This window comes from Gammaproteobacteria bacterium (genome assembly GCA_029881255.1).
Classification (GTDB): Bacteria; Pseudomonadota; Gammaproteobacteria; order S012-40; family S012-40; genus JAOUMY01.
In genome coordinates, this window is the sequence record JAOUMY010000002.1 from 174,118 (window position 1) to 196,529 (window position 22,412).

Here is a 22,412-nt window from a genome sequence, read left to right on the forward strand (position 1 = left end):
GGAGATTTCCTACACCTCGCAATTACCTAAATGGCAAATCAATACCCGACGATACTCGCTTGCGGAAAGCTGTTCCTTACAAGGGAAATGATATTTCCAAAACGGATACGGTTGAAATCAAATTCTATATTCAATAAGTTTTCTCTGTTTAAAGAAAAAAACACGTTTATCACACCAGGGGCATTTAACACGTGAGCAATGGCTTTTTCGCGCATTTGTTCGTTGACTTCCTCTTTCAACCAGACAATTGCTAACGCATTTTCGATAGTTGCTGAACGTATTGGTGAAGATTCCGACGGAGTGGCATAATTTTCCTCGACTGTTGCTACGGCGTGCATGACATTCCCCTCTTTATTAATTGGATCTAGCGATTATTCGCCTTCCTTGTGAGTGAGAAGATTAATGTTTTTTCGGAGGAATGTTTGTGACCATAGTCACAAAACAGGCGTGTAATATAAACAATCTGAAGTGGTAGATGATTAGGCTTCAGGCTCTGTGCTGAAAACAGACTTTACGGGTATCAGTAATGACTCACCAGCATCGCCAGAGACGCTGGTGAGTTTAAAAATCAATTTCGGAGTTTTTCTGAAGCGAATCGCAGTAACACACCCAGTATCAATTTTCACTGGCTGTGTTTAAGACAACAATCTAGCGATTTGAAGCCAGATCATACTGGTAATACAGACCTTTTATTTCTGGTTTATCATCGATATCGGACTTCAGGACGCGTACATAGATACGCCCTTCGACATCATTAGACTCGCCGGTCTCCTTGATGATAACTGTCAATTTAAACGCGCCACTGCCCACGGCCATCAGTCCCGTAGTTTTCCAGCTGATATCTTTATAGCTAAACACGCGATAATCGGTAGCGGCAAACAACTCCTTGAAACCATCTGTAATCGCTTTGCGTCCAGCAATATTGTCATTGGTGCGTGCATCCTCCGTGAACAGACTTGATATCATATGGCTGTCACCCGATTCGTAATACCACTTGAACCGCGTCATCATGTGGTCCAGCTCTTCAACCGACACATCGGCTATCTTTTTCTCGGCCTTAGGTGTAGTTACCGCTTCCATTTTAGGAATCACAGGTTTCGCTGGTGGTGTCTCAACGCTAGTATTGGCAGGTGATTTTGAAACCATAGCCACTTTTACTGGCTTGGGTTCTTCAATGGTCTTGACCGCGACTGCCTTCACTGGCGCAGACTCTTGTGGTTTAGAAACCGCTTTTTCTACCGGCTTGCTAGCTTCCTGGGACTTCTTTACCTCAACCAGCTTATTGTTCACTAACGCAATATTCGTGACTTTCGGCTCTTCTTTCGCTTTCTTTTCAACCACAACTACCGGTGCAGGTTTTTCTTTTGCTGCTGGGGCCTGCACGATCACCGGCTTTCTTTCATCGGACTTTTTCTCTTCCGGTTTCTTCTCTTCTACCTTAACCAGTTTCTCAGGTTCGATCGGCTTAACTTCTTCTGCGATCTTCTGCTCAGTAACTACTGGCAAAGGCGTTTCTGCGGTGGTAGTTGTTTCATCCGCACTCTGTTTCTCCGCGATTGGCGTCGGAATCACGTCTTTGTGAACTTCAAATGCTGCAACTTCGGTGCTTTCGTCTGCTGGTGTAGTACTTTCCACATCGAAACGATCAACCGAAGAGACCACGCGAGCAGGAGCCTCAGCTTTATCGCTATTAATCGCGATGAACCCGACAAAAATAAGCGCAACCGCGATGCCTGCCGCCATAACCGTCATACCACTGAAACCCTGGCTTGGTGCTGGCGCCTGTTCAGTGGCCAGAGGAACAACCGGTACAAGCTCCTGGCCATCGACGGAATCATCTATCACTTTTGGCTTTTGCTCGCTTACCGGAGGGCGGATTTTTGCCGCCTTACGTACCTCAATTGACGCAATCTTCCCACTGGCATGTTTTTCTGCTTTAGGAAGATCCGGCTGTTTCTTTTCTACTCTAGGCTTGGCTTCAGATTTCTGTTCAGGCTGCATTTCTTGTTTGGTGTTCTTTACAGCTTCCTTTTTCGCATCGGATACAACTTTCTGTTGAATCTCTGGCTTGATTTCAGGCGTCTTAATTGCCGTTTCTACCACTGGCTGCGGCTCAATTTTCGGTGTGGACTTATTGACTGTTTGTTCAGGCGATATCGGGCCGCTTGCTTCGAGCAATTTACCTTTATATGCCTGCTTGCCAAAACTACCTTCATTGATTTCACGATTCAATTGCTGCAGGCGACTCTCGATATCGGATAGTCCTTCTCTTATATCGTCGTCCTCTGATTCTCCACTGGACGACTCAGTCTTCGCAGGAACTTCCTCTTTTTTTATGTCGGCAGATTTCGTTTCTACTGTTTTCGCTTCGTGTGATTTTGCGACATGTTCGGCCGATTTAGCTTCTACCGATTTTACTTCCAGTGGCTCTGCCACTTGTTCAGCCGGTGCTTGCAATTCAGTAATGCTTGCTTCTTTTACCTGATCCTTTTGCATTTGTTTTTGCTTCTGCAAAAGTGACCCTATGGCCTCCACCACGTTTGGTTGAGGATCCGCTTTTGGCGGTTCAGTTTTTCTGTTTTCACTTTCGGGTATACGCTTGAGTATTTCCCCGTCATCGAACGTCAGGTTTGCGTCATTCGACAACTCACCATGCAACTCTGTTAAAAACGTATCGATTCGCGCCTGATCCATAGCATGTAAACCTTCGAATGCCATGTGCTGAAACAAGCGGTCAAAAAAGGAGTTGATTCTTCTGGGTACGCCACAGGTTATTTCAAAACAACAGGTATACACACTTTCAGAGAGTTCGGGATCACCATTCCAACCACTGTTGCGCAAACGCAACTCGACATACTGGGAAATTTCGTCTTTATCCAATGGTTCGAGGGAACAATGAGTAACCTGCAAATCCGCATTGCCTGACACGTCGTCAAATCCGACAAGATTTCTCGCTTCGGCGTGCCCAACCAATACGACTTTTAAAACCGTATCGCTATGCTCACCCAGGGCGACAAAATCGTGAATGAAATCAATTTCATCAATAGACAATCGCTGCGCCTCGTCGATGATTAGCAAATAATCACGCGACGTGGTCTTCATCATTTTGTGCAGTGCAGACGCTTCTCTCGTCGGACCTCCCGCGGGTGCGGACTGTCCCAGACGATGACTGAGCTCCTCTACGATCAAGTGCTCTATATCTGCATCTTCGCTTTTACTAATGCGATAGACAAATGTATTGGGGGAAATGAGCTTACTGACTACCTTCTGAACTAAGGTGGTCTTACCCGTACCTTGCAATCCAAAAAGGGTGATGACTGCTTTTTTCGCTGACATCGCCTGTTCAAGACACGATATGGTGTTCCTGTGCGATTTGCCCTCAAAAAACAGCTCTGGTTCCGATTGTGTTCTAAACGGTGTTCGGGTCAGCTTGAAAAAATGCTCGTACATTTGGTTATCCCTGCCAGTATGGTTATGTGTTTCTTTTAAAGGCACAACTACTTAGTTGTTCTGAAGACCGCTGGTCAAAACTTGAGCAGAAGTTACCTGTAAGGATTGATTCGAAACGTCGGTCCACTGATACTTGGAGTTATTCGATTATCAGGATTTAATTATTGTCTTTAAAACACGACACGGTCGCATAGTCTAAAGTAATTTGTCACAATTATCACCTGTAAAATTCTTTAGGACTGGGATTTTTAGCGCTTTAATCAGACGATATAGGGTAAAACACCAACATGTTTGCGAATATAGCCATTCGGTGTATTATCTCCAATCCACAAAAGCAAAATGACAGCAATCAGGGGCGATAGCGACATGGAGCGGCAGAGCGAACTTAGAGAACTCGAAACGGAATTCAAGAATTCCATAAGGGCATACCGGCAACTGGTAAGAACGGGCATGGACGAAGCGATGGAAGTCCCCGGAGAGGTTGCGCAACAATTGATTGCCCGAACCCGTGAACAACTGGACAGAAGTGATTCCATGAATGCTCGAGCAGCCTTGAGCAAGCTAGGAAAGCACATCGACACCATGAAGAGTGCCTTCCCCAAGGTTAAGAGCCACTTCAACCAGGAATTCGACGCGACAATACACTTCCTCGAGCGGCGTATAAATGAGCGCCACCTGGCTGGAAAAACCACTACCCGCTTACACCACGAAGTAACCCAGTTACTGGAGCGACTTCGTTTCGCCGTGCAAAACGACGATTGGCAGAACAGCCGTCATATCAAGGCAGCGGTAATCGAGCACTACATTTCAGGCCATCAAAGCAAAATTCGCCAGTTACCCAGATCCATTCCCGATGCCTCGACCGCGATTCAGGAACTGGTGACGCATGGCGCGCAATGCCGTTCTGTTATGCAAAGTGACGTGGAAAAACTTTTTAGCCTTTCGGCACAACGACGCAGCAATGCGCTCGGCATAGGCGTTGTTGCGTCGCAGCAGATTATCGAAATTCTGTTTAGCGAACTGTCAAAATCCCGGCTCATTCTGAAAAACCCGAAGAGAGACGGTGATCAGGCTTGCGCCTTGATACGCCTGGGACTGGATAGAAACAGTTTCGTCTATATCATAGGGATAGCTGTTGAAGCCGCCAGCGATATCAGTTCACTGGATAGTATTTCCGAGCATCTTGATTCGATTATCATCAAGTCGAGTGATGACAAGATACCTCGCACGACTTATGAACGATTTCTTATCACCGCGCTGGAGAAGATTCCACAGCGGAATGTCTCACTCGGTGGAAACATGGTGTATTCATTCACCCCGAATTGTGGACAATTCGAAGCGGAACTTACGGCCAAAACTTTCACCGACTGGCTTGGTTCGTACTTGCGCAACCAAATTAATTAACCGTACTCGCAATAATTACACTAAGGAGAAGATAAATGACCATCGAGTCAACCGTATCGAGTATTTCAGACAAAAGCATGTCACGTGTACTGAATGATTTTCTAACCATTGACGGCGTCGATGCTGTCGCCCTCGTCGGCCGTGACGGTTTTGTTATTGATAGTTCAAGCACTTTGGATCTCAATATGGATGCGTTGGGCGCAATGGTTGCGACATCGGTTGAGGCCGCAGAAAAACTGGGGACAGAACTCAAGCTTGGCAATATGGGCCAATACCTGTCTGAGTTTTCTGAAGGCAAGGTCATTATGGCGCCTGTTAAAGACGATATTCTCGCCGTATTCGCCAATAAAGACGTTGTTATCGGTAGTATCCGTTACGCAATTTCCAAACAGATGCCCAAGCTGGTGAATGTGCTGCACTAAGTTTTTCGGGTTTTACTGGTAATAAGATGGCTGTATCTAAAAAGAAAACACTCCTGGCTGCTGCAATACTGGCGTCTCTGACGCCAGGGGCATCTATTGCTGCAATATTTGAAGGAGCAACGCTTGGACTACGGCTGGTAACAGAATTATCGGAAGATGTAGACGATGTAAATGACGAGTCTGCTCGGGCGAAACAGGAAAAAGTAAATTCGGTTGAAGTAGAACCGGTTAAAAAGGAAATCGCTCAGCAGGCGCCTGCCAAGGTGGAAGAAGCAACTGTCCTAGCCCCCACAAAAGATACGCCCGTAAAAAATGAAGCTGCGGACCTGGTCAATGTGGACAATATTGAGCTTGGTGACGCTGAAAGAGTCGCCAAGGCTACCGTCAATCGAGAAAGTCATTTAATTACCAGGCCAACAGAAGCCCGTGATATCCCGGGAAAGCGACAAGGCCCACCGATTTTTCAGGCTTTACCCAAGAGCATTCCCGAGATTTTTCCGCGCAGCGTCAAAATCGAATTAACCAACGCTCAGGAATTAATCCCTGAACTGTCCTACTCTTTCAAAATACAAAACTTTCTGACCGGCATTTCCTATGACTCGTTGAAATATGCTACATCCGGAAATATTGATGACGTTTCAGACAGCGCTGTCGGTAGAAATCGGATGAACAGGCATCTTAAAATGATGCCCCTAAGTTGGGCATTCAAAGCGTCTGATGCTTACTTTGCGATTGGTCCATTTTATGGACGCAGAGAAATCGAACGCACGGAATACGGAGTGCTGACGATAGACTCAGGAACGGAAACACCAGAGCTGGTAAATTTCAACAATGAAGTCATATTGAATGGCCAGCAGCTTGGACTGCAGGGTGCTTTTCATTTCGGCAACAAATATTTCAGTATTCGTGGTTCAGCAGATTTTCCATTCTATTCGACGCTCGTCGTCAATGAATCTTCCCTGTTCAGAACCACTAGCAACTTTCCAAAAAAGAATACGCAAAACACCCGATTTGGATTTTCTTTTTCTGGCAAACTTGATGCGCTTATCAAAACGCCATATTTCGTAGACGTATTTATGAACGCGTCATTTGATCGGCTTCCAATGAATTTTTCACAGCTGTCGGCCACATACGATCAAAGCGATATGCTAATTAAATTCGCCTCGACCAAATATGATGCAGTGACAACAACAATGTCATTCGGTGCTGGACTACTGATTGACATACCTAACTCTCTCGACTTACTTCCTTCTGTCGAAGCCAAGCTCGTACAACAGAATATCCACGATAATGTAATGAACTCAACGCTGGAAGCGAGTAGTCTTTTGGTCTCGATCGGGTTTAGTGGTCGATTTTAGTTCAAACACGTCGGTAATTTCTCTCGTTCTTCTCATTTGTACCTGACGAAAGTTTCAGCACAATTTCACTCCCAAACCTTGCGCACAGGGCAGTTTTTCTCTATGTTAGATTCACCCGGGGAGGGAAGGTCATGAATTTCTCGATTGCAGGAGCTGCGCATGACCATGAACAATTGGCTGGTAGATGCTGACAACCTCAACCTCAGCACACTAAATAAAGAAAAATATCTCTTCAAAAACAGTACCGTCGAATCCTTCATCAGCGGTGGTCGGAATATTGTTTGCGCACCCAAGGGATTCGGCAAGACACTGCTGCTCAAATACATCAGCAATCGCTACACCGAAGCCAGCATGGGTGGCCAGGACGCCATACGAATTCCTTACAACCGTGAAATTGATTATTTTCAGCAAGTCATTGATGCCCACAGTGCGATTACCAGTCGAACAAACTCCGATACCTGGAAAGACTTCTGGATTATCTGCATCTGTCTTTCTGTCATTACCAATTATGCCATCAGGACGAAAGACAAGGTTTATCTTGCGGATTTCGTTTCACAGATTAACAAAGAAATCGGACAACTCCATCTATCCCTATCCATCATCAAACAGATCTCGCATAAACTAAACCAGGGCGACGAGATATCACGTTTCGATATGGTACGTTTGAATCCCACCGAGATTTTGAGTCTGCTACTCCAGGAAAGCCCGGAAGAACTTTTTCAATCCCGATCAAGACTATTGGTAGCGGTTAGGCAGGCCTGCTCAATTATTGAACGCCCCATTGTCATCTTCATCGATAAAGTTGATCAAGGCGTTGATAACCTGCCATTTCAGGCCTGGGCCGACGCGCAAAATGGTTTAGCGCAGGCTGTTTATCACATCAAAAGCATGAACAGCCAGATTAAAATATTTGCCTCAATTCGCATGGAAGCCTGGGCGGTATTCAAACACCAGTTACGATTACAATACTCCGACAATATTGCGGAAATTCGCTACTCACATAGTGATCTGGAACATATTTTCGAAAACGCCATCACTACATTCGAAGACAAAGACAGCCTACGACAACCTAACGAACTCGAAACCAATCCAGTAAAAGCGTTTTCAGGAATTGATACCATTAACAATGAATGGGCCGGCGAAGACGAAACGGCTATCGACTACCTCATTCGTTACTCGCTCGGACGCCCAAGAGATTTGATGATGCTTGGCAAAGTGATTCATGAACATGCACGCGATTTAGATGAGTCTCAATTTCGAGATATCGTTGGTGAGAAGACCTCAAGAGAGATCGAAAACTCTTATTTGTGCGAGGTCGAAAAATTCACTGCTACCGATCTCGCTAGCGATCTGCCCAAGGCGCTAAAGCATGTCGATTCTAATATTATTACTAAAACTCAGTTATATGATGCCTGTTATAAATACAATCGCCAGATCGTAGAAGGTTGCGTAGCAAAAAAAGGCGCTTCATGCTCAGATTGTAAAGACGCAAAAAAAATATTTCAGGATATGTACGCCGTCGGCTTACTCGGCACAGTCTCACATGACGAAGACGGTAGCAATAATTTATATCGCCAACACTTCTGTCGGATAGGTGACTACTCCGGGAATGAACTCCCCATTAGCGATTGGTATATTTTGCATCCCGCGGCAAAATGGTGTGCGCGCAATGCAAACGCCAATTACAAAGGCATGAGAGGCATTCTTACAGGCAATGGAAAGGAATGGAAAAGCGAATACGCCGATAAAATCAATATGAACTGGCTTGTACATGAAGCACGAAAGATTGGCTTATTTGACGAAAATTTCAGCGAACGCATCCTCAATCACCTACGAAAAATGGACGACCACTCCATGGAAGTCAAAAAGGACTTCGAAAAAGCCAAGAAAAAGATTTCACTCAATGATGCAAAAACCGTCGGTGGAATTCTAGTGGACGCGACGAAAATTATTGATGCGTTTTATAAGTGGGTTGTCTAGCCCCGTCGGTGAACGGCAGCAATAGAATATTACAATAGTTTTTTCACCGGCCCATAAGAACGCCGATGTATCGGCGTTATTCCCAGCTCACTCAAGGCGGATAAATGCACTTTAGTCGGATAACCCTTATGTCCGGCAAGTCCGTAGCCTGGGTATTGTTTGTCTAGCTCCGCCATCTCACGATCACGCGTTACCTTAGCGATGATGGACGCAGCGGCAATTGCTGCTACACGGGAATCTCCCTTGATTACCGCTTCACCGGGACAAGGTAGTTTGGGCAATTTGTTACCATCGACGAGGGCAAACTCCGGTTGTACAGACAATCCTTCAACTGCTCTGGACATCGCTAACAGACTCGCCTGAAGAATATTGATTTCGTCGATCTCTTCCACTTCGGCACGCCCGATACTCCAGGCCAATGCCTTTTCACAGATTTCAGGAAATAAGGCATCACGTTGTTTTTCTGAGAGCGCTTTTGAATCGTTAAGTCCTTCAATCGGATTATTTGCGTCGAGTATGACAGCCGCCGCAACGACGGGACCGGCCAATGGACCTCTGCCCACCTCATCAACACCTGCGACGAGTCCAAGTGGGATTGTAAAGTCAAAACTGTGCTGCATTGTTTTCCCTTTTCCGTTTATTCTGATGTATACCCAGCCTGCCTAAACGCCGCTATTACATTTACAAATTCGTGCCACCGAAACGCTCTCAAAAGAATACGCAGTAGCCAGCAGTTGAATATTAGCTTGTGGATCCGAAAGAGAGTCGCAGTACGGATATTCCCAAAAAAGATCTCAACTCTCCCACGCGAAAGACTGTCTTACTCTAACATCTTCTTAATCGCTATCGCCGCGCACTCACTGGCATTTTGTCGTAAGGCCTTGTGCAAGACCTCAAAACGCTGCTGGGTACGTTGATATCGCGTCTGATCATCCAGCCAGGCCAGAACCTCACGACTGATGCGCTCTGGCGTGGCCTTCTCCTGCAAAAGCTCCGGTACAAGCTCTTCACCTGCGAGCAAATTAGGCAGTGCTACATGTTTTACTTTGACTAGAGATTTATAAATAAAATAACTGATCGACGACACCCTATATGCAACTACCATAGGTCGTTTTATCAACATCGCTTCCAGCGTCGCCGTGCCGGAGGCTAACACCACAACACTAGACGCCGCCATGACCTCTCGTGAACGACCATCGAAATAGTGAAACACAGGTTTATCTGGGAACGCGGCAGCGATACTTTCAAAAGCATCTCGCGTCTTGCCACTAACAAACGGCACAAGAAACTCCAGACGCGCTCTCTGCGCTACACAGAGCCGCGCTGTATCCACAAAAACCTCGGCAAGTCGCGTAACCTCACTCATACGACTTCCGGGCAACAGGGCGACATAGGTCTTGCCTTTCTCCAAACCAAGCCTTGCACGTACAGCTTCTTGATCTATTTCAAGATCCACTTCGTCCGCCAAAGGGTGGCCAACAAACTCAACCGGTACGCGATGGCTTTCGTAAAACGCCTTTTCAAATGGAAACAGCGTCAACATCAAATCTACGGAACGCGCGATTTTTTTCACCCGATATTGTCGCCACGCCCACACAGACGGACTCACATAATGCACGGTTGATATACCTGCATGATGTAACCATTGTTCGAGTTTCAGATTAAAATCAGGGGCGTCGACCCCGATAAACAGGTCAGGCGGATTGTCTTGCAGAATTCGAAGGAGTTGTTTGCGTATACCTAGAATTTCACGCAAGCGCCCAAGCACTTCTGAAAAACCCATAACCGCAAGTTTTTCCATCGCAAACAATTCGTCACAGCCTTCGTTTTTCATCAAAGGTCCGGCAATACCAAAGAATATTGCGTCAGGATAGTGCTTTTTGAATTCACGGATGAAACCACTGGCGATAATGTCACCCGATACTTCACCAGCAACAATAGCAATTCGTTTAGGCTTAGACATGTTTATTAGGTGAGCAGTAAAAACGACATCAATGTCACCGCCAGACTGGCGGAAGCAATAAAACGCAACTAGCGGATGATACCGCGAGTGGCTTTTTCCAAAAAGTCACTCATGCGGCGAACTTCCGGCTCTAAAACAGCAATCGACTCAAGTTCTATCAAGGCCTGGCTAACGGTCAGACCGGAACGATAGATAATCTTATAGGCATGCTTGAGCGCGCGTTGAGTTTCGGCACTATAGCCCAGGCGTTTCATGCCTTCGCTATTCAAGCCGTAAGGCTTGGCCAGGTTGCCATTGGCCATAACATATGGCGGCAAGTCCTTAGTGAGTATCGTCCCCATACCTGTAAAGGAATAGGCACCAATTGCGACAAACTGGTGTACCACGGTAAACGCGCCGAGGATGGCATGATCACCGACATGTACGTGGCCAGCAATCTGCGCATTATTGGCAAATATGGTTTTATTTCCGACAACGCAATCATGCGCAACATGGCAATAAGCCATGATCCAGTTATCGTCACCTATACGGGTAACACCCTGGTCTTGCGTCGTGCCACGATTAAATGTGCAAAACTCACGTATGACATTGCGCTCGCCGATTTCCAGGGCGGTAGGCTCACCCTTATATTTTTTATCCTGCGGCGCATCGCCAATTGAGGAAAACTGAAATATCTGCGTGTCTGCGCCTATGCGTGTTGGACCATTAATGACCGCATGAGGTCCAATCTTGCATCGATCACCGATTTCTACATCGGCACCGATTACCGCATAGGGGCCGATGCTGACATTCTCCCCAAGTTTTGCGGAAGGATGAATTATGGCTGTCGTGTCTATCACAATATTAGGCGTCGCGTACCGCACACATGAGTTCAGCGCTGGCGACCACTTTTCCATCCACTTTGGCCGACGCTGAAAATTTCCATACCCCACGCATGGCCTTAATAAATTCCACATCCATGATCAGTTGATCACCGGGCTCCACTGGTTGTTTGAAACGGGCATTGTCCACAGCAACCAAATAGAACAATGACCCTGAAGGCGCACCGCCTTCGGTGGCGAAAGCGAGCAGGCCAGTAGTCTGGGCCATTGCCTCAACAATTAATACACCAGGAAATACAGGTTTCTGTGGAAAATGCCCTGGAAAAAACGGTTCGTTCACCGTCACATTCTTGACCGCGGTAATTGACTTGCCTGGTTCAAAACCAATGACCTTGTCCACGAGCAGGAAAGGAAAACGGTGCGGCAGATACTCGAGTATCTTATTTATATCCAATATCTTTTCCAAAACAAATTCCTTCGCTTAGCTATTTCTGTTAGCAGTGGCTTATCTTAATCTCCCGTGTCCGTCTTGGCAATTTGTGCTTCCAAATTTTTTATTTTTTGTTCGAGTTGCTCAATTTGTCGCAATTTCACGGTATTTTTACGCCAGCTGCGATTGTCCTGCACAGGTATTCCCGACGAATACACACCGGGCTCGGTAATCGACTTGGTTACCATCGACATACCGGTAAAGTGTACATTGTCTGCAATAGTTATGTGTCCATTAAAACCACTACCACCACCAAGTGTGCAATTCTTACCGATGCGGGTACTGCCCGAAATACCTGTCTCTGCAGCCGCGACAGTGTTTTCGCCAATATAGCAATTGTGCGCGACGTGAATCTGGTCGTCGAGTTTAACGCCATCTTCGAGTACTGTCGGCTCTAGCGCTCCACAATCGACAGTCGTACTAGCACCGATCTCCACACAATTGCCTATTCGTACGCCGCCGATTTGAGGAATTTTGACCCAGCGCTCGCCATCTTTGGCTATTCCGAATCCATCGGCACCAATAACACAGGCAGAATGAAAAATGCACTCTTTCCCTGTAACCACATCATCATAGAAAGTCACATTCGCAAATAGCCGTGTACCCTCACCGATTATACAGTCGTTGCCAATAACACTCCCTGCGCCAATACTAACGCCGGAAGTGATAACACTTCGCTCACCGATCACCACATAGGGACCGATATTTACATCGGCGCTGACATTGGCGCTCTCTGCGATAATCGCTGTCGGGTGTATCACGCCCAATTGCGGCGCCTGGCCACTCATGTAAGTCGCGATACGTGCGTAAGCGAGATAAGGATTATCACAGATTAGCGCATCAACGGGACATTCATCTGCAAGCTCTGGCGCGACGATAACCGCACCGGCCTGTGTTTGCTTGAGAAACTTTTGATATTTGCGATTGGAGAGAAAGCTGATTTGCTCAGAATTCGCCTTCTCTAGAGTAGCTATCCCCAGAATTTTACGCTCAGCATCACCCCTTAGCTGCCCTTTTACCAGAGCAGCCAGCTCACCCAGGCTGGCACCGCGCAACATTCGCATAATGAATAACTATTTCTTCTTTTTGAGTTCGCTTAAAACCTGTTCCGTCACATCTACAGATTCGCTCATATAGATGACTCCTTCGGCCAACAACACATCAAACTTCTGCTGCTTTGCATATTGCTGGATGATACCGACCATTTCCCGTTGCAGTTTTTCAAGCAAGTCATTGCGCTTGAAATTAAGGTCATCACGAAATGCTTCCTGGTCACGTTGGAAATCCCGTTTCTTGGCGAGGATTTCACGTTCTAATTTACCGCGCTCAGCTTCGCTCATGATAGTGCCATTGCGCGCAAGACGTTCTTCCAGCGAACGCACACTCTTTTGCAATTCCACCAGCTCTCGTTCTCTTGGCGCGAACTCATTCTGTAACGACGTTCGAGCACTTTCCGCCTGTGGCGCTTCTTCCATCACACGCGCGATATTGACCACGCCAATCTTTAATTCGGCAGCAACCAGCGGCGAAAACATCAACGTCATCGCTGATACCAACCAGAGCTTTTTCAATTTCACTTTTCTTCTCCTTACTATTAATACGGTGCGCCAATTGAGAACTGAAATTCTCGCAACTGGTCGTCCGCTCGGAATCGTAGCGGCAAGGCATAGCTAAACCGCAGAGCTCCCATAGGTGTAATCCAGATGAATGATGCGCCATAGGAAACCCTGAATTCGCGCGCAATATCCCATAGATTGTCGATGCTGGTTGGGTTTGGTGCACTCGGCCCATCCAGGTAGCCACCATCAACAAACAAGCTAAAACGCGTGGAACGACTGTCTTCGGAAAACGGCATCGGAAATACCAACTCAGCAGTACCGGTTACACGTCTATCACCACCGATACGCACCTTTCCTAATCCTTCACAATTTGGCACTACTCCTGTATATGTTACTGGTGGATTATAATTACAAAGCTGTTCTACAGGTCCCAAGCTTCGTTCTTCGAAGCCACGTACACTCTGGCCACCACCAGCAAAATAATTTTCGTAAAACGGTAACTCAGTCCCCAAATATCCATGAGCATAGGAGAAGTTACCTTCCAAATGCATAGTGATATCTTTAAACAATGGTATATACCACTGATGCCGGTAGTTCAATTTATAGTAGTTTGTTTTCGTCACAACGGGTGCAGACGCATCTGCCGACAGGGTTATATAGGTACCGGAATCGGCGAAAAGGATATGGTTCCGAGTATCGTATGACCACGCCCCTGAAACCGACAATGTATAGTAATCGCGCTTCTTCTCACCATTCAGTTCATCACGAAAACTCTGCGTCGTTTCGTCACCGATGGTAATACCCGTATTCTCAAGATTGAGACCGGCACGCGCCGATCTGAATTCACTCAGTGGAATACCGAGAGACATGCTAGCGCCAGTGACGTCAGCCGTATAGGCACCCACCGTTGTGGTAAATTGGGAAATATTGGTACGTCGGGATGACAGACTGATACTGCGACTAATACCATCGACAGTGTAATATGGATCGGAAAGCGACAGGCTGAAGACACGACTGATTTGGCTATTGTTGACTTCTACTCCAACACGCCTGCCTGTTCCCAGGAAGTTAGTCTGATTGACGCTACCGGAAACAATAAATCCCGAATCGCCGCCATAACCAACAGCTGCCTGGATATTACCCGATGGCCGTTCTACTACGGTGAAATTCACATCCACCACGTCGGTACGCCCTGGGACCGGCGGCGTTTCGATATTGATGTTGTCCTCAAAAAATCCTGTGCGCTGTAATCGAACCTTGGAACGGTTAATCTTACTTGTCGATATCCAGCCACCTTCCAACTGACGCATCTCGCGACGCATGACTTCATCCTGGGTTTTGATATTACCCGTGAAGTTGACGCGACGTACGTACACACGTTTACCAGGATCAACGAAAAACACGAGTGAAACTTGATTCTTCTCGTCCTTGTGAAACTCCGGCGCTGGATTGACATTGGCGAACGCATAACCCTCTTCACTAAGGCGTTCACTAATGCGGGTGCTAGTCTCCGTTATTTCTTTACGCGAGAAAACCTGGCCACCACTGACTGTCATTACTTTGCGCATCTCGACTTCAGGAATAATGATGTCACCACGCAAACTCACTTCTTTAACAAAGAACTTCTCGCCTTCATCAACATTAACTGTGACAAACACGTCTTTCTTATCCGGCGAGATGCTGACCTGCGTCGATTCAATATTAAAGTTCACATAGCCGCGGTCCATATAATAGGAGCGTATGATTTCAAGGTCGGCCTGCAACTTCTCACGGGAATATTTGCTGGAACTGGACAACAGTGCAAGAAACGAATGCTCGCCTGAATTAAGTTTGGACAACAGCAACTCATCGCTGAATGATTCATTTCCAATCAGATTGATCTGACGAATCCGAGCCACCTCGCCTTCATCTATAGTCAAATCAATAGCGACGCGATTACGTTCCTGTTCAAGGATGCGTGAACTGATCGATACGCCATAACGGCCTAATGAAAAATACTGGCGCTGTAGTTCAAGCTCTACGCGTTCGAGCAAAGAACGGTTGAAAACTCGCCCGTCGGCGAGCCCGATTTTTTTCAACTCTGTAGTCAAATCTTCGGTGCTGATTTCTTCATTGCCTTTGATAGTGATCTTGGCAATGGACGGACGTTCAACCAGGCGTACAACCAGTGTGTCGCCATCGCGCAACACTTGTACGTCGTTAAAAAAACCGGTGCCGAACAAGGCGCTGATCGCCTGTTCGACGCGAATCTGGTCAAACTTGTCCCCTTCCTTGACCGGCAGGTAATTCAGCACAGTATCTTCACTGATCCGTTCTGCACCTTCAATGCGAATCTGTTTTACGGTAAACGCATCAAACGCCAGCAATAACGGCGAATATAACAGAACCAGAACGACTATCAGACGAATCACAACGCTCATCAAAACCCTTAACCAATCAGCCGATTAATATCGTTAAACAATGCCATAAACATCAGTGCGCCTATCATAACAACACCGATTTTCTGCCCAATTATCTGCGTCTCTTCAGAAACGGGGCTTCCTTTGAAAAATTCGACCAGATAGTACAACAAATGGCCGCCGTCCAGAATGGGAACCGGTAAAAGATTCAACACGCCCAGACTGACGCTGACGATGGCGAGAAAGGAAAGAAAAGGCACGATACCGATTTGCGCGGTCTGGCCGGCATATTGAGCGATACTGATCGGTCCACTCAAGTTTTCAAGTGATGCCTGTCCGGACAACATTTTCCACATCATGCGCAATGTAAGAATCGACATATCCCAGGTCTTGCTGATTGCAGCGGGTATTGCAGCAAGCAGTGAATACTGTTGAATTGCACGATAGGCTTCAAATAGACCGTCGGGCACCAGTGGCGACGCACCCACCCTACCGATCACAGCATCCTGAACCTCAACACGCGCAGGCGTTACTCGGATATCCAATTCAGCCCCATTGCGCTCAATCCCGACAATAATTTCCTGTTCCGGTTTGCCACGTACATATTCCGCCCATTTGACCCAGTCGTTCATGGGCTGACCGTCAACGCGAACGATCACATCCCCATGTTGAAACCCCGCTGCCACGGCTGCACCATCTGCCTGTAAATCTCCAATTACCGCAGGCAATATCGGGCGCAAAGGTGTCATACCGAGATATTGCAGAAAATTTTCCTGAATGGCGTCGACCGGTGTTTCGGACACGTCCATAACTAAGACGGCTTCGCTCTGATCCTCATGGCGTACACCGAGTTCTACCTGACCACCTTTCATGACTGAGCCAACCAGCGACAATCGCATCGCCTCTAATGTCGGCGTTTTCTCACCATCGACGGAAATGATTTCGTCACCCGTCTGCAATCCCGCACGAGCGAATGGTGTTTCTGAGATAACATCACCGACGAGCGGCTTGAGACCAGGCACGCCGAGCATAAAGATCAACGCATAGGCTATGATGGCAAAAGCAAAATTAAACAGCGGACCGGCAGCGACAACGGCAACGCGAGAAGACAGTGGCTTGCGATTAAATGCTCGATGGACTTCTGCCTCATCTACCGGACCTTCCCGTTCATCCAGCATCTTGACGTAGCCGCCAAGAGGTATGGCTGCCAGGACATATTCTGTTCCGTCAGTCTTACCCGTCCGCTGCCAGATAGGTTTACCAAATCCGATTGAAAAACGCAGTACTTTGACGCCCGCCTTGCGTGCGACCCAGTAATGGCCAAATTCGTGAATCGCGATCAATAAGCCCAGCGCGATAACGAAAAATACGACTGAATAGAGAAAACCATCCATTTATGATTATCGCTTTATCTCTTCGACCTTTTCTGTGGCAATGGAGCGTGCTGCTTCATCGTCGCCCAGTATTACCGCCAATTCCTGTGCATCATGAATCGACACCTGCTCAAGTGTGTGCTCGATTATTTGAGGAATTGAGGTAAAGGAAATCTTTTCTTCCAGAAACGCTTCAACGGCGATTTCATTAGCGGCATTGAGTATTGCCGTCGCCGTGCCGCCACGACGCAAAGCATCATATGAGAGTCTTAGACAGGGAAATCGTTCAAAATCGGGGGTCTCAAAATCCAGTCGTGCGATCTCAAACAGATTCAGAGGGGCCACACCTGATGTGTGACGTTCAGGCCAGGCCATAGCGTGGGCGATCGGCGTACGCATATCCGGATTGCCCAGTTGCGCCAACACCGAACCATCGGCGTACTGCACCATAGAATGAATCACACTCTGCGGGTGTACAACAACCTGGATATCGTCGGCAGAGGCATTGAATAACCAACGGGCCTCTATCACCTCCAGTCCTTTGTTCATCATACTTGCCGAATCGACGGAGATCTTACGCCCCATATCCCAATTAGGATGGGCACAGGCCTGATCCGGAGTAACATCGTGCAACTCAGCAAGCGAACGGGTGCGAAATGGTCCTCCCGACGCGGTAAGCAGAATCTTTGTCACCCCCTGGGCGCGCAAATCACCGTGATAATTGACCGGCATGCACTGAAAAATGGCGTTGTGCTCGCTATCGATGGGCAGTAATTCTGCGCCATTCTTTTTGACTTCGTCGATGAGGATTTGCCCGGACAAGACCAAGGCTTCTTTATTGGCCAACAACACACGCTTACCACTACGTGCTGCCGACAGAGTCGGGCGCAAGCCGGCAGCACCGACGATAGCCGCCATGACCTGTTGCACCTCATCCAATGACGCGACTTTTTCCAGCCCAGCTATGCCTTGCAGTACCGTAATATCGGAGATACCCGCTGTTTTCAACCGTTGTTCAAGCTGAGTAGCGGCATTTTCGTCAACCATCACCGCATACTGCGGACGAAATTGCTGACATTGTTGAAACAGTCGCTCGACCTGTTTTCGTGCGGTCAAGGCAACCACGCGATACTTGTCGCTATGCTGCGAAATGACATCCAGTGTGCTCAGGCCTATCGAACCCGTAGAACCCAGAACGGTTACGCCAATCACCGTTTATATCTCCAGAAGTTGTATGCCAAGCACAAACAGTGGCGCAGCAGCCGTGACACTGTCGATACGATCAAGTACGCCTCCATGCCCAGGCAGGATATTACCGCTGTCCTTCACGCCGGCGCGTCGTTTATACAGACTTTCCAATAAATCGCCTTCTACCGACACCAACACGATCACCAGACACATCAATACAAATTCGATCATTTTGTCGCTACTGATTTCCAGCCAAAACATACCGCCAAGCAATACATAGATCGTAGCGAACAACAGAGCGCCCATCACGCCTTCACGAGACTTACCTGGGCTTACCTTGGGAGCCAGTTTGTTGCGTCCAAATTTTCTGCCGACAAAATAGGCACCGCTATCGGCCACCCATATCAATACGAACATGAATAACAACCAATGCGCACCACCGTCTCGTCCGTGCAACACAACTAAGGATAACCAGGTCGGAATTAACAACAGCAAACCGACCAATATATTCAAAGGTAAAGCCGAGGCGGACATGCCTTGTTGACCCTGATAACTGACTATAAGAAACAGAGCAAACAACCACCATGCAGCGGAGGCAAATAGTATGGTGTGAAGAATTTGAGTTTCATGACGTTGATCCAAAAGAACAAACATCATGGCGGCGACGATCAAAACATATACCGCGCGTAAAACTGGCTGGCGGATACCAATAATGCGCGTCCATTCCCACGCGCCTATGGCAACAAACACGGCCAGAACATAAGCCAGGTGCTCGCTGCTCAGGGCATAAATTCCCCAGACAACGAGAGGGATGAGCGCCAGTGCGGTAAGGATTCGGTGCTTAAGCACCCGCCACCTTCTCTATCTGGTCACCTGTCAGACCAAAGCGGCGTTGACGACGGGTAAACGAGGCAATGGCCTTGTCCAGTTCCCCTTTAGAGAAATCCGGCCATAGCAACTCAGTGAAATACAATTCAGTATAGGCGAGATCCCACAGCAGGAAGTTGCTAATGCGTTGCTCGCCACCGGTGCGAATGAACAAATCAGGTGTTGGCATATTAGAAAGAGACATGTATTGACCAAGCATTTGCTCGTTAATGTCCTCCGGTTCCAATTCGCCTGCCTTGACCTTTGCCGCCAGCTTTTTCGTGGCATTGGTAATATCCCAACGACCACCATAATTTGCCGCAATAACCAGTTTTAATCCGGTATTACCGGCAGTCAGGTCTTCAGATTCTTTCGCGCGTGCCTGTATCTTGTCAGAAAATGCTTCCAGACCACCGATGATATGTAACTGCACATTGTTCTTATGGAGTTTTTTAACTTCTTTCTTCAGCGCGGTCAGAAACAAATCCATTAACACGCTGACTTCTTTGGTAGGACGTTGCCAGTTTTCACTACTAAAGGCAAACAAGGTAAGCACTTCAATGCCGTACTCGGTACAGGCCTGTACGGTTTTACGCACCGCTTCCAGTCCCACACGATGTCCGGCAAATCGTGGCAGACTACGACTCTTGGCCCAGCGTCCGTTGCCATCCATGATGATAGCGATATGTTTCGGCATTTTGGTCGTACCGATGGGTGTTACCTTGTTGTTCTGGGTATCTGACATGCCCTGTAGTTCCTGTTATAACACCATTGACCGCTCTTGGCCTGATGACACTCCACATAATTTTGAACTAGTCCGTCGATGTTCACGGAACAATACTTTCAGCAGCCGAATTCCGTGTGATATCGCTGAACTATTCAAACAACAATTATATTTCCATCAACTCTTTTTCTTTTTCTTTCAGCATCTCGTCGATGTCAGCGACATATTTGTCGGTAATTTTCTGCACCTGTTCCTGTACTTTGCGATCATCATCCTCGGTGATTTCCTTGTCCTTGAGCAGGCTTTTCACATCACCCAATACATCGCGACGAATATTACGTACCGCAACCTTGGCGGCCTCGCCTTCTTTGCGCACAACCTTTATTAAATCCTTGCGTCGCTCTTCCGTCAGTGGCGGTAAGGGAACGCGGATGAGTGTACCGGAAGTGGCAGGATTCAAACCCAGATCCGAGGTCATGATTGCCTTTTCTATGACTTGAACCATGTTCTTTTCCCAGGGTGAAATGGCAAGTGTCCGCGCATCCTGTACTGTGACATTGGCCACCTGAGACAAAGGCATCTGGCTGCCATAATAGTCAACTGTTATTGAATCGAGTAAGGAAGTATGTGCGCGTCCAGTCCGTATCTTGGCCAGGTCAGTCTTCAACGACGCCAGGCTCTTTTTCATACGGGTCTCTGCATCCTTCTTGAGATCTTCTAACATTAGTCCTCCACTCTTACCAATGTGCCTTCTGCTTCGCCCATCACGACACGCATCATCGCACCCGGCTTGAACATATTAAACACACGAATCGGCATCTTCTGATCACGACACAGCGCAATCGCCGCAGTATCCATCACATTGAGCTTGCGCTCTATGACCTGGTCATAGGTTAAATTAGCATAGAGTTCTGCGTTCGGGTTTTTCATCGGATCCGCTGAGTAGACGCCGTCGACCTTGGTGGCCTTCATCACTATCTGTGCGCCTATCTCTATACCGCGCAAACTTGCCGCGGAATCGGTAGTGAAAAATGGGTTGCCAGTACCCGCGGCGAAGATGACTACACGCCCTTTCTCAAGATGGCGGACTGCACGACGGCGGATGTAGTCTTCGCATATCTGGTTTATCTTGAGCGCTGACAAAACCCGCGCATTCAAACCATGCTTCTCTAATGAATCCTGTAGCGCCAGGGCATTGATTACTGTTGCCAGCATGCCCATTTGATCGCCAGTAACTCGATCCATCCCGGACTCGGCCAGGCCAGCACCGCGAAAGATATTCCCTCCGCCAACCACCATGCCGACCTGGACGCCGGCGTCAACCAGCTCCTTAATTTCGCTGGCGATCCTGCCGATGATTTTGGGATCTATACCATAATCCGCATCACCAAGCAGGGCCTCACCACTGAGTTTGAGCAAGATACGTTTGTATACTGGCTGCGCCACGCGTCACTCCGTTTATTGTTTAGCCTTTGACCTGTGCCATAACCTCTTCGGCAAAGTTCTCTTCTTTCTTCTCGATACCCTCGCCTACTTCAAAGCGCTCAAAACCAACAACCGTCGCGCTGTTGGACTTCAATAACTTTTCAACGGTGGTGTCAGGGTCTTTAACGAAAGGCTGACCCACCAGGGTGACTTCTTTGAGGAATTTCTTCACGCGGCCTTCAACCATCTTGGCGACGATGTCTTCCGGCTTACCACTCTCGGCAGCCTGTGCCGTGAAAATTTCACGCTCTTTTTCCAGCAATTCCGCAGGAACCTGAGACTCGTCAACACAAACCGGGCGACTTGCTGCAATATGCATAGCCACATCCCGCGCCAGTTCCTCATTACCACCTTCCATGGAAACCAGCACAGCAATGCGTGATCCATGAAGATAGGCGCCTAATGTTCCGGCACTTTCAACAATCTTGAAACGACGTACGCTGATGTTTTCACCGATTTTCGCAATGAGTGCGCGACGTGAAAGATCGACGGTATTGCCGTCTGCCAAAGCGGTTTCATTTAGTGCCGCGATATCCGCTGGATTATTGGCCAGAGCCGCATCGGCAACTGCGTTTGCGAAACCATTGAAATCATCACCTTTGGAAACGAAGTCGGTTTCGGAATTGATTTCGACGATAACTGCGCGCTTGTTGCCAGCGTCGATTTTGACCACGACGGTACCTTCAGCTGCGACACGACCGGCCTTCTTATCAGCCTTAGCCATACCGCTCTTGCGCATGAGTTCGATCGCTGCTTCGATATCGCCGTCGGTTTCGACCAGCGCCTTTTTGCACTCCATCATGCCCGCGCCGGTTCTTTCTCTTAACTCCTTCACCAGGGATGCTGTAATTGCCATTGTTTCCAAACCTCTATATTCGCTAGTTAACTGGTAAAAGGGGGGCATTGCCCCCCTTTTTCAAAGACGTGTT

The 22,412-nt window shown here is 47.7% G+C and carries 20 protein-coding genes; 4 read left to right on the forward strand and 16 right to left on the reverse strand.

From position 1 onward, the window contains the following. Positions 1-38 precede the first annotated feature (38 nt). A complete protein-coding gene (locus OEZ43_05950) occupies positions 39-338 on the reverse strand; it encodes a hypothetical protein (protein ID MDH5545116.1) in 300 nt (99 codons plus the stop codon). A gap of 310 nt (positions 339-648) precedes the next feature. Further along, entirely contained in the window at positions 649-3,450 is a 2,802-nt protein-coding gene (locus OEZ43_05955) for an AAA family ATPase (protein ID MDH5545117.1), read from the reverse strand. A 339-nt stretch (positions 3,451-3,789) separates the two neighbouring features. On the opposite strand from OEZ43_05955, the gene OEZ43_05960 reads away from it, so the two are divergent. The 4 genes from OEZ43_05960 to OEZ43_05975 all read left to right on the forward strand — a co-directional run bounded on the left by OEZ43_05960 (position 3,790) and on the right by OEZ43_05975 (position 8,614). Beyond that, positions 3,790-4,854 (forward strand): hypothetical protein, encoded by a 1,065-nt coding sequence (locus OEZ43_05960; protein ID MDH5545118.1) that lies wholly within the window; start codon positions 3,790-3,792, stop codon positions 4,852-4,854. 35 nt (positions 4,855-4,889) lie between these two features. After that, positions 4,890-5,276 (forward strand): roadblock/LC7 domain-containing protein, encoded by a 387-nt coding sequence (locus OEZ43_05965; GenBank protein MDH5545119.1) that lies wholly within the window; start codon positions 4,890-4,892, stop codon positions 5,274-5,276. Positions 5,277-5,302: 26 nt separating this feature from the next. Next, entirely contained in the window at positions 5,303-6,634 is a 1,332-nt protein-coding gene (locus OEZ43_05970) for a hypothetical protein (GenBank protein ID MDH5545120.1), read from the forward strand. A 159-nt stretch (positions 6,635-6,793) separates the two neighbouring features. Continuing rightward, a complete protein-coding gene (locus tag OEZ43_05975; GenBank protein MDH5545121.1) occupies positions 6,794-8,614 on the forward strand; it encodes a hypothetical protein in 1,821 nt (606 codons plus the stop codon). Positions 8,615-8,643: 29 nt separating this feature from the next. On the opposite strand, the gene rnhB is transcribed toward OEZ43_05975, so the two are convergent. From rnhB to tsf, 14 genes are all read right to left on the reverse strand, one after another. After that, positions 8,644-9,234, reverse strand: a complete 591-nt coding sequence (rnhB, locus tag OEZ43_05980; GenBank protein ID MDH5545122.1) for a ribonuclease HII — start codon at positions 9,232-9,234, stop codon at positions 8,644-8,646. 200 nt (positions 9,235-9,434) lie between these two features. Continuing rightward, entirely contained in the window at positions 9,435-10,577 is a 1,143-nt protein-coding gene (lpxB, locus tag OEZ43_05985) for a lipid-A-disaccharide synthase (GenBank protein MDH5545123.1), read from the reverse strand. 68 nt (positions 10,578-10,645) lie between these two features. Further along, positions 10,646-11,416: an acyl-ACP--UDP-N-acetylglucosamine O-acyltransferase gene (lpxA, locus tag OEZ43_05990; GenBank protein MDH5545124.1), complete on the reverse strand. Its 771-nt coding sequence runs from the start codon at positions 11,414-11,416 to the stop codon at positions 10,646-10,648. A gap of 4 nt (positions 11,417-11,420) precedes the next feature. Continuing rightward, positions 11,421-11,864, reverse strand: coding sequence for a 3-hydroxyacyl-ACP dehydratase FabZ (fabZ, locus tag OEZ43_05995; GenBank protein ID MDH5545125.1), 444 nt, complete (start codon positions 11,862-11,864; stop codon positions 11,421-11,423). 44 nt (positions 11,865-11,908) lie between these two features. After that, positions 11,909-12,952, reverse strand: coding sequence for a UDP-3-O-(3-hydroxymyristoyl)glucosamine N-acyltransferase (gene lpxD / locus OEZ43_06000; protein MDH5545126.1), 1,044 nt, complete (start codon positions 12,950-12,952; stop codon positions 11,909-11,911). Between the two features lie 9 nt (positions 12,953-12,961). Beyond that, entirely contained in the window at positions 12,962-13,465 is a 504-nt protein-coding gene (locus OEZ43_06005; protein ID MDH5545127.1) for an OmpH family outer membrane protein, read from the reverse strand. A 17-nt stretch (positions 13,466-13,482) separates the two neighbouring features. Next, the gene (bamA, locus tag OEZ43_06010) at positions 13,483-15,867 is read right to left on the reverse strand and encodes an outer membrane protein assembly factor BamA (protein MDH5545128.1); all 2,385 of its coding nucleotides are present in this window, start codon (positions 15,865-15,867) and stop codon (positions 13,483-13,485) included. An 8-nt stretch (positions 15,868-15,875) separates the two neighbouring features. After that, positions 15,876-17,240 (reverse strand): RIP metalloprotease RseP, encoded by a 1,365-nt coding sequence (gene rseP, locus OEZ43_06015; GenBank protein ID MDH5545129.1) that lies wholly within the window; start codon positions 17,238-17,240, stop codon positions 15,876-15,878. Between the two features lie 6 nt (positions 17,241-17,246). After that, complete coding sequence (ispC, locus tag OEZ43_06020; protein ID MDH5545130.1) at positions 17,247-18,431, reverse strand: 1-deoxy-D-xylulose-5-phosphate reductoisomerase; 1,185 nt, start codon at positions 18,429-18,431, stop codon at positions 17,247-17,249. 3 nt (positions 18,432-18,434) lie between these two features. After that, a complete protein-coding gene (locus OEZ43_06025) occupies positions 18,435-19,256 on the reverse strand; it encodes a phosphatidate cytidylyltransferase (protein ID MDH5545131.1) in 822 nt (273 codons plus the stop codon). Then, entirely contained in the window at positions 19,249-20,019 is a 771-nt protein-coding gene (locus OEZ43_06030) for an isoprenyl transferase (protein ID MDH5545132.1), read from the reverse strand. The genes OEZ43_06025 and OEZ43_06030 overlap by 8 nt, the downstream gene beginning before the upstream one ends. A 145-nt stretch (positions 20,020-20,164) precedes the next feature. After that, positions 20,165-20,722: a ribosome recycling factor gene (gene frr, locus OEZ43_06035; protein MDH5545133.1), complete on the reverse strand. Its 558-nt coding sequence runs from the start codon at positions 20,720-20,722 to the stop codon at positions 20,165-20,167. Then, a complete protein-coding gene (gene pyrH, locus OEZ43_06040; protein MDH5545134.1) occupies positions 20,722-21,444 on the reverse strand; it encodes a UMP kinase in 723 nt (240 codons plus the stop codon). The genes frr and pyrH overlap by 1 nt, the downstream gene beginning before the upstream one ends. Positions 21,445-21,463: 19 nt before the next feature. Beyond that, complete coding sequence (gene tsf / locus OEZ43_06045; protein MDH5545135.1) at positions 21,464-22,339, reverse strand: translation elongation factor Ts; 876 nt, start codon at positions 22,337-22,339, stop codon at positions 21,464-21,466. Positions 22,340-22,412: the final 73 nt, after the last annotated feature.

Bases quoted from the DNA above. Each gene is read 5' to 3' on its own strand.
- OEZ43_06030 (MDH5545132.1), bottom strand. From the start codon at position 20,019: ATGTCAGATACCCAGAACAACAAGGTAACACCCATCGGTACGACCAAA.
- OEZ43_05960 (MDH5545118.1), top strand. From the start codon at position 3,790: ATGACAGCAATCAGGGGCGATAGCGACATGGAGCGGCAGAGCGAACTT.
- OEZ43_05950 (MDH5545116.1), bottom strand. From the start codon at position 338: ATGCACGCCGTAGCAACAGTCGAGGAAAATTATGCCACTCCGTCGGAA.
- OEZ43_05970 (MDH5545120.1), top strand. From the start codon at position 5,303: ATGGCTGTATCTAAAAAGAAAACACTCCTGGCTGCTGCAATACTGGCG.
- OEZ43_05965 (MDH5545119.1), top strand. From the start codon at position 4,890: ATGACCATCGAGTCAACCGTATCGAGTATTTCAGACAAAAGCATGTCA.
- OEZ43_05975 (MDH5545121.1), top strand. From the start codon at position 6,794: ATGACCATGAACAATTGGCTGGTAGATGCTGACAACCTCAACCTCAGC.
- frr (MDH5545133.1), bottom strand. From the start codon at position 20,722: ATGTTAGAAGATCTCAAGAAGGATGCAGAGACCCGTATGAAAAAGAGC.
- lpxD (MDH5545126.1), bottom strand. From the start codon at position 12,952: ATGCGAATGTTGCGCGGTGCCAGCCTGGGTGAGCTGGCTGCTCTGGTA.
- lpxB (MDH5545123.1), bottom strand. From the start codon at position 10,577: ATGTCTAAGCCTAAACGAATTGCTATTGTTGCTGGTGAAGTATCGGGT.
- bamA (MDH5545128.1), bottom strand. From the start codon at position 15,867: ATGAGCGTTGTGATTCGTCTGATAGTCGTTCTGGTTCTGTTATATTCG.
- rnhB (MDH5545122.1), bottom strand. From the start codon at position 9,234: ATGCAGCACAGTTTTGACTTTACAATCCCACTTGGACTCGTCGCAGGT.
- OEZ43_05955 (MDH5545117.1), bottom strand. From the start codon at position 3,450: ATGTACGAGCATTTTTTCAAGCTGACCCGAACACCGTTTAGAACACAA.
- rseP (MDH5545129.1), bottom strand. From the start codon at position 17,240: ATGGATGGTTTTCTCTATTCAGTCGTATTTTTCGTTATCGCGCTGGGC.
- tsf (MDH5545135.1), bottom strand. From the start codon at position 22,339: ATGGCAATTACAGCATCCCTGGTGAAGGAGTTAAGAGAAAGAACCGGC.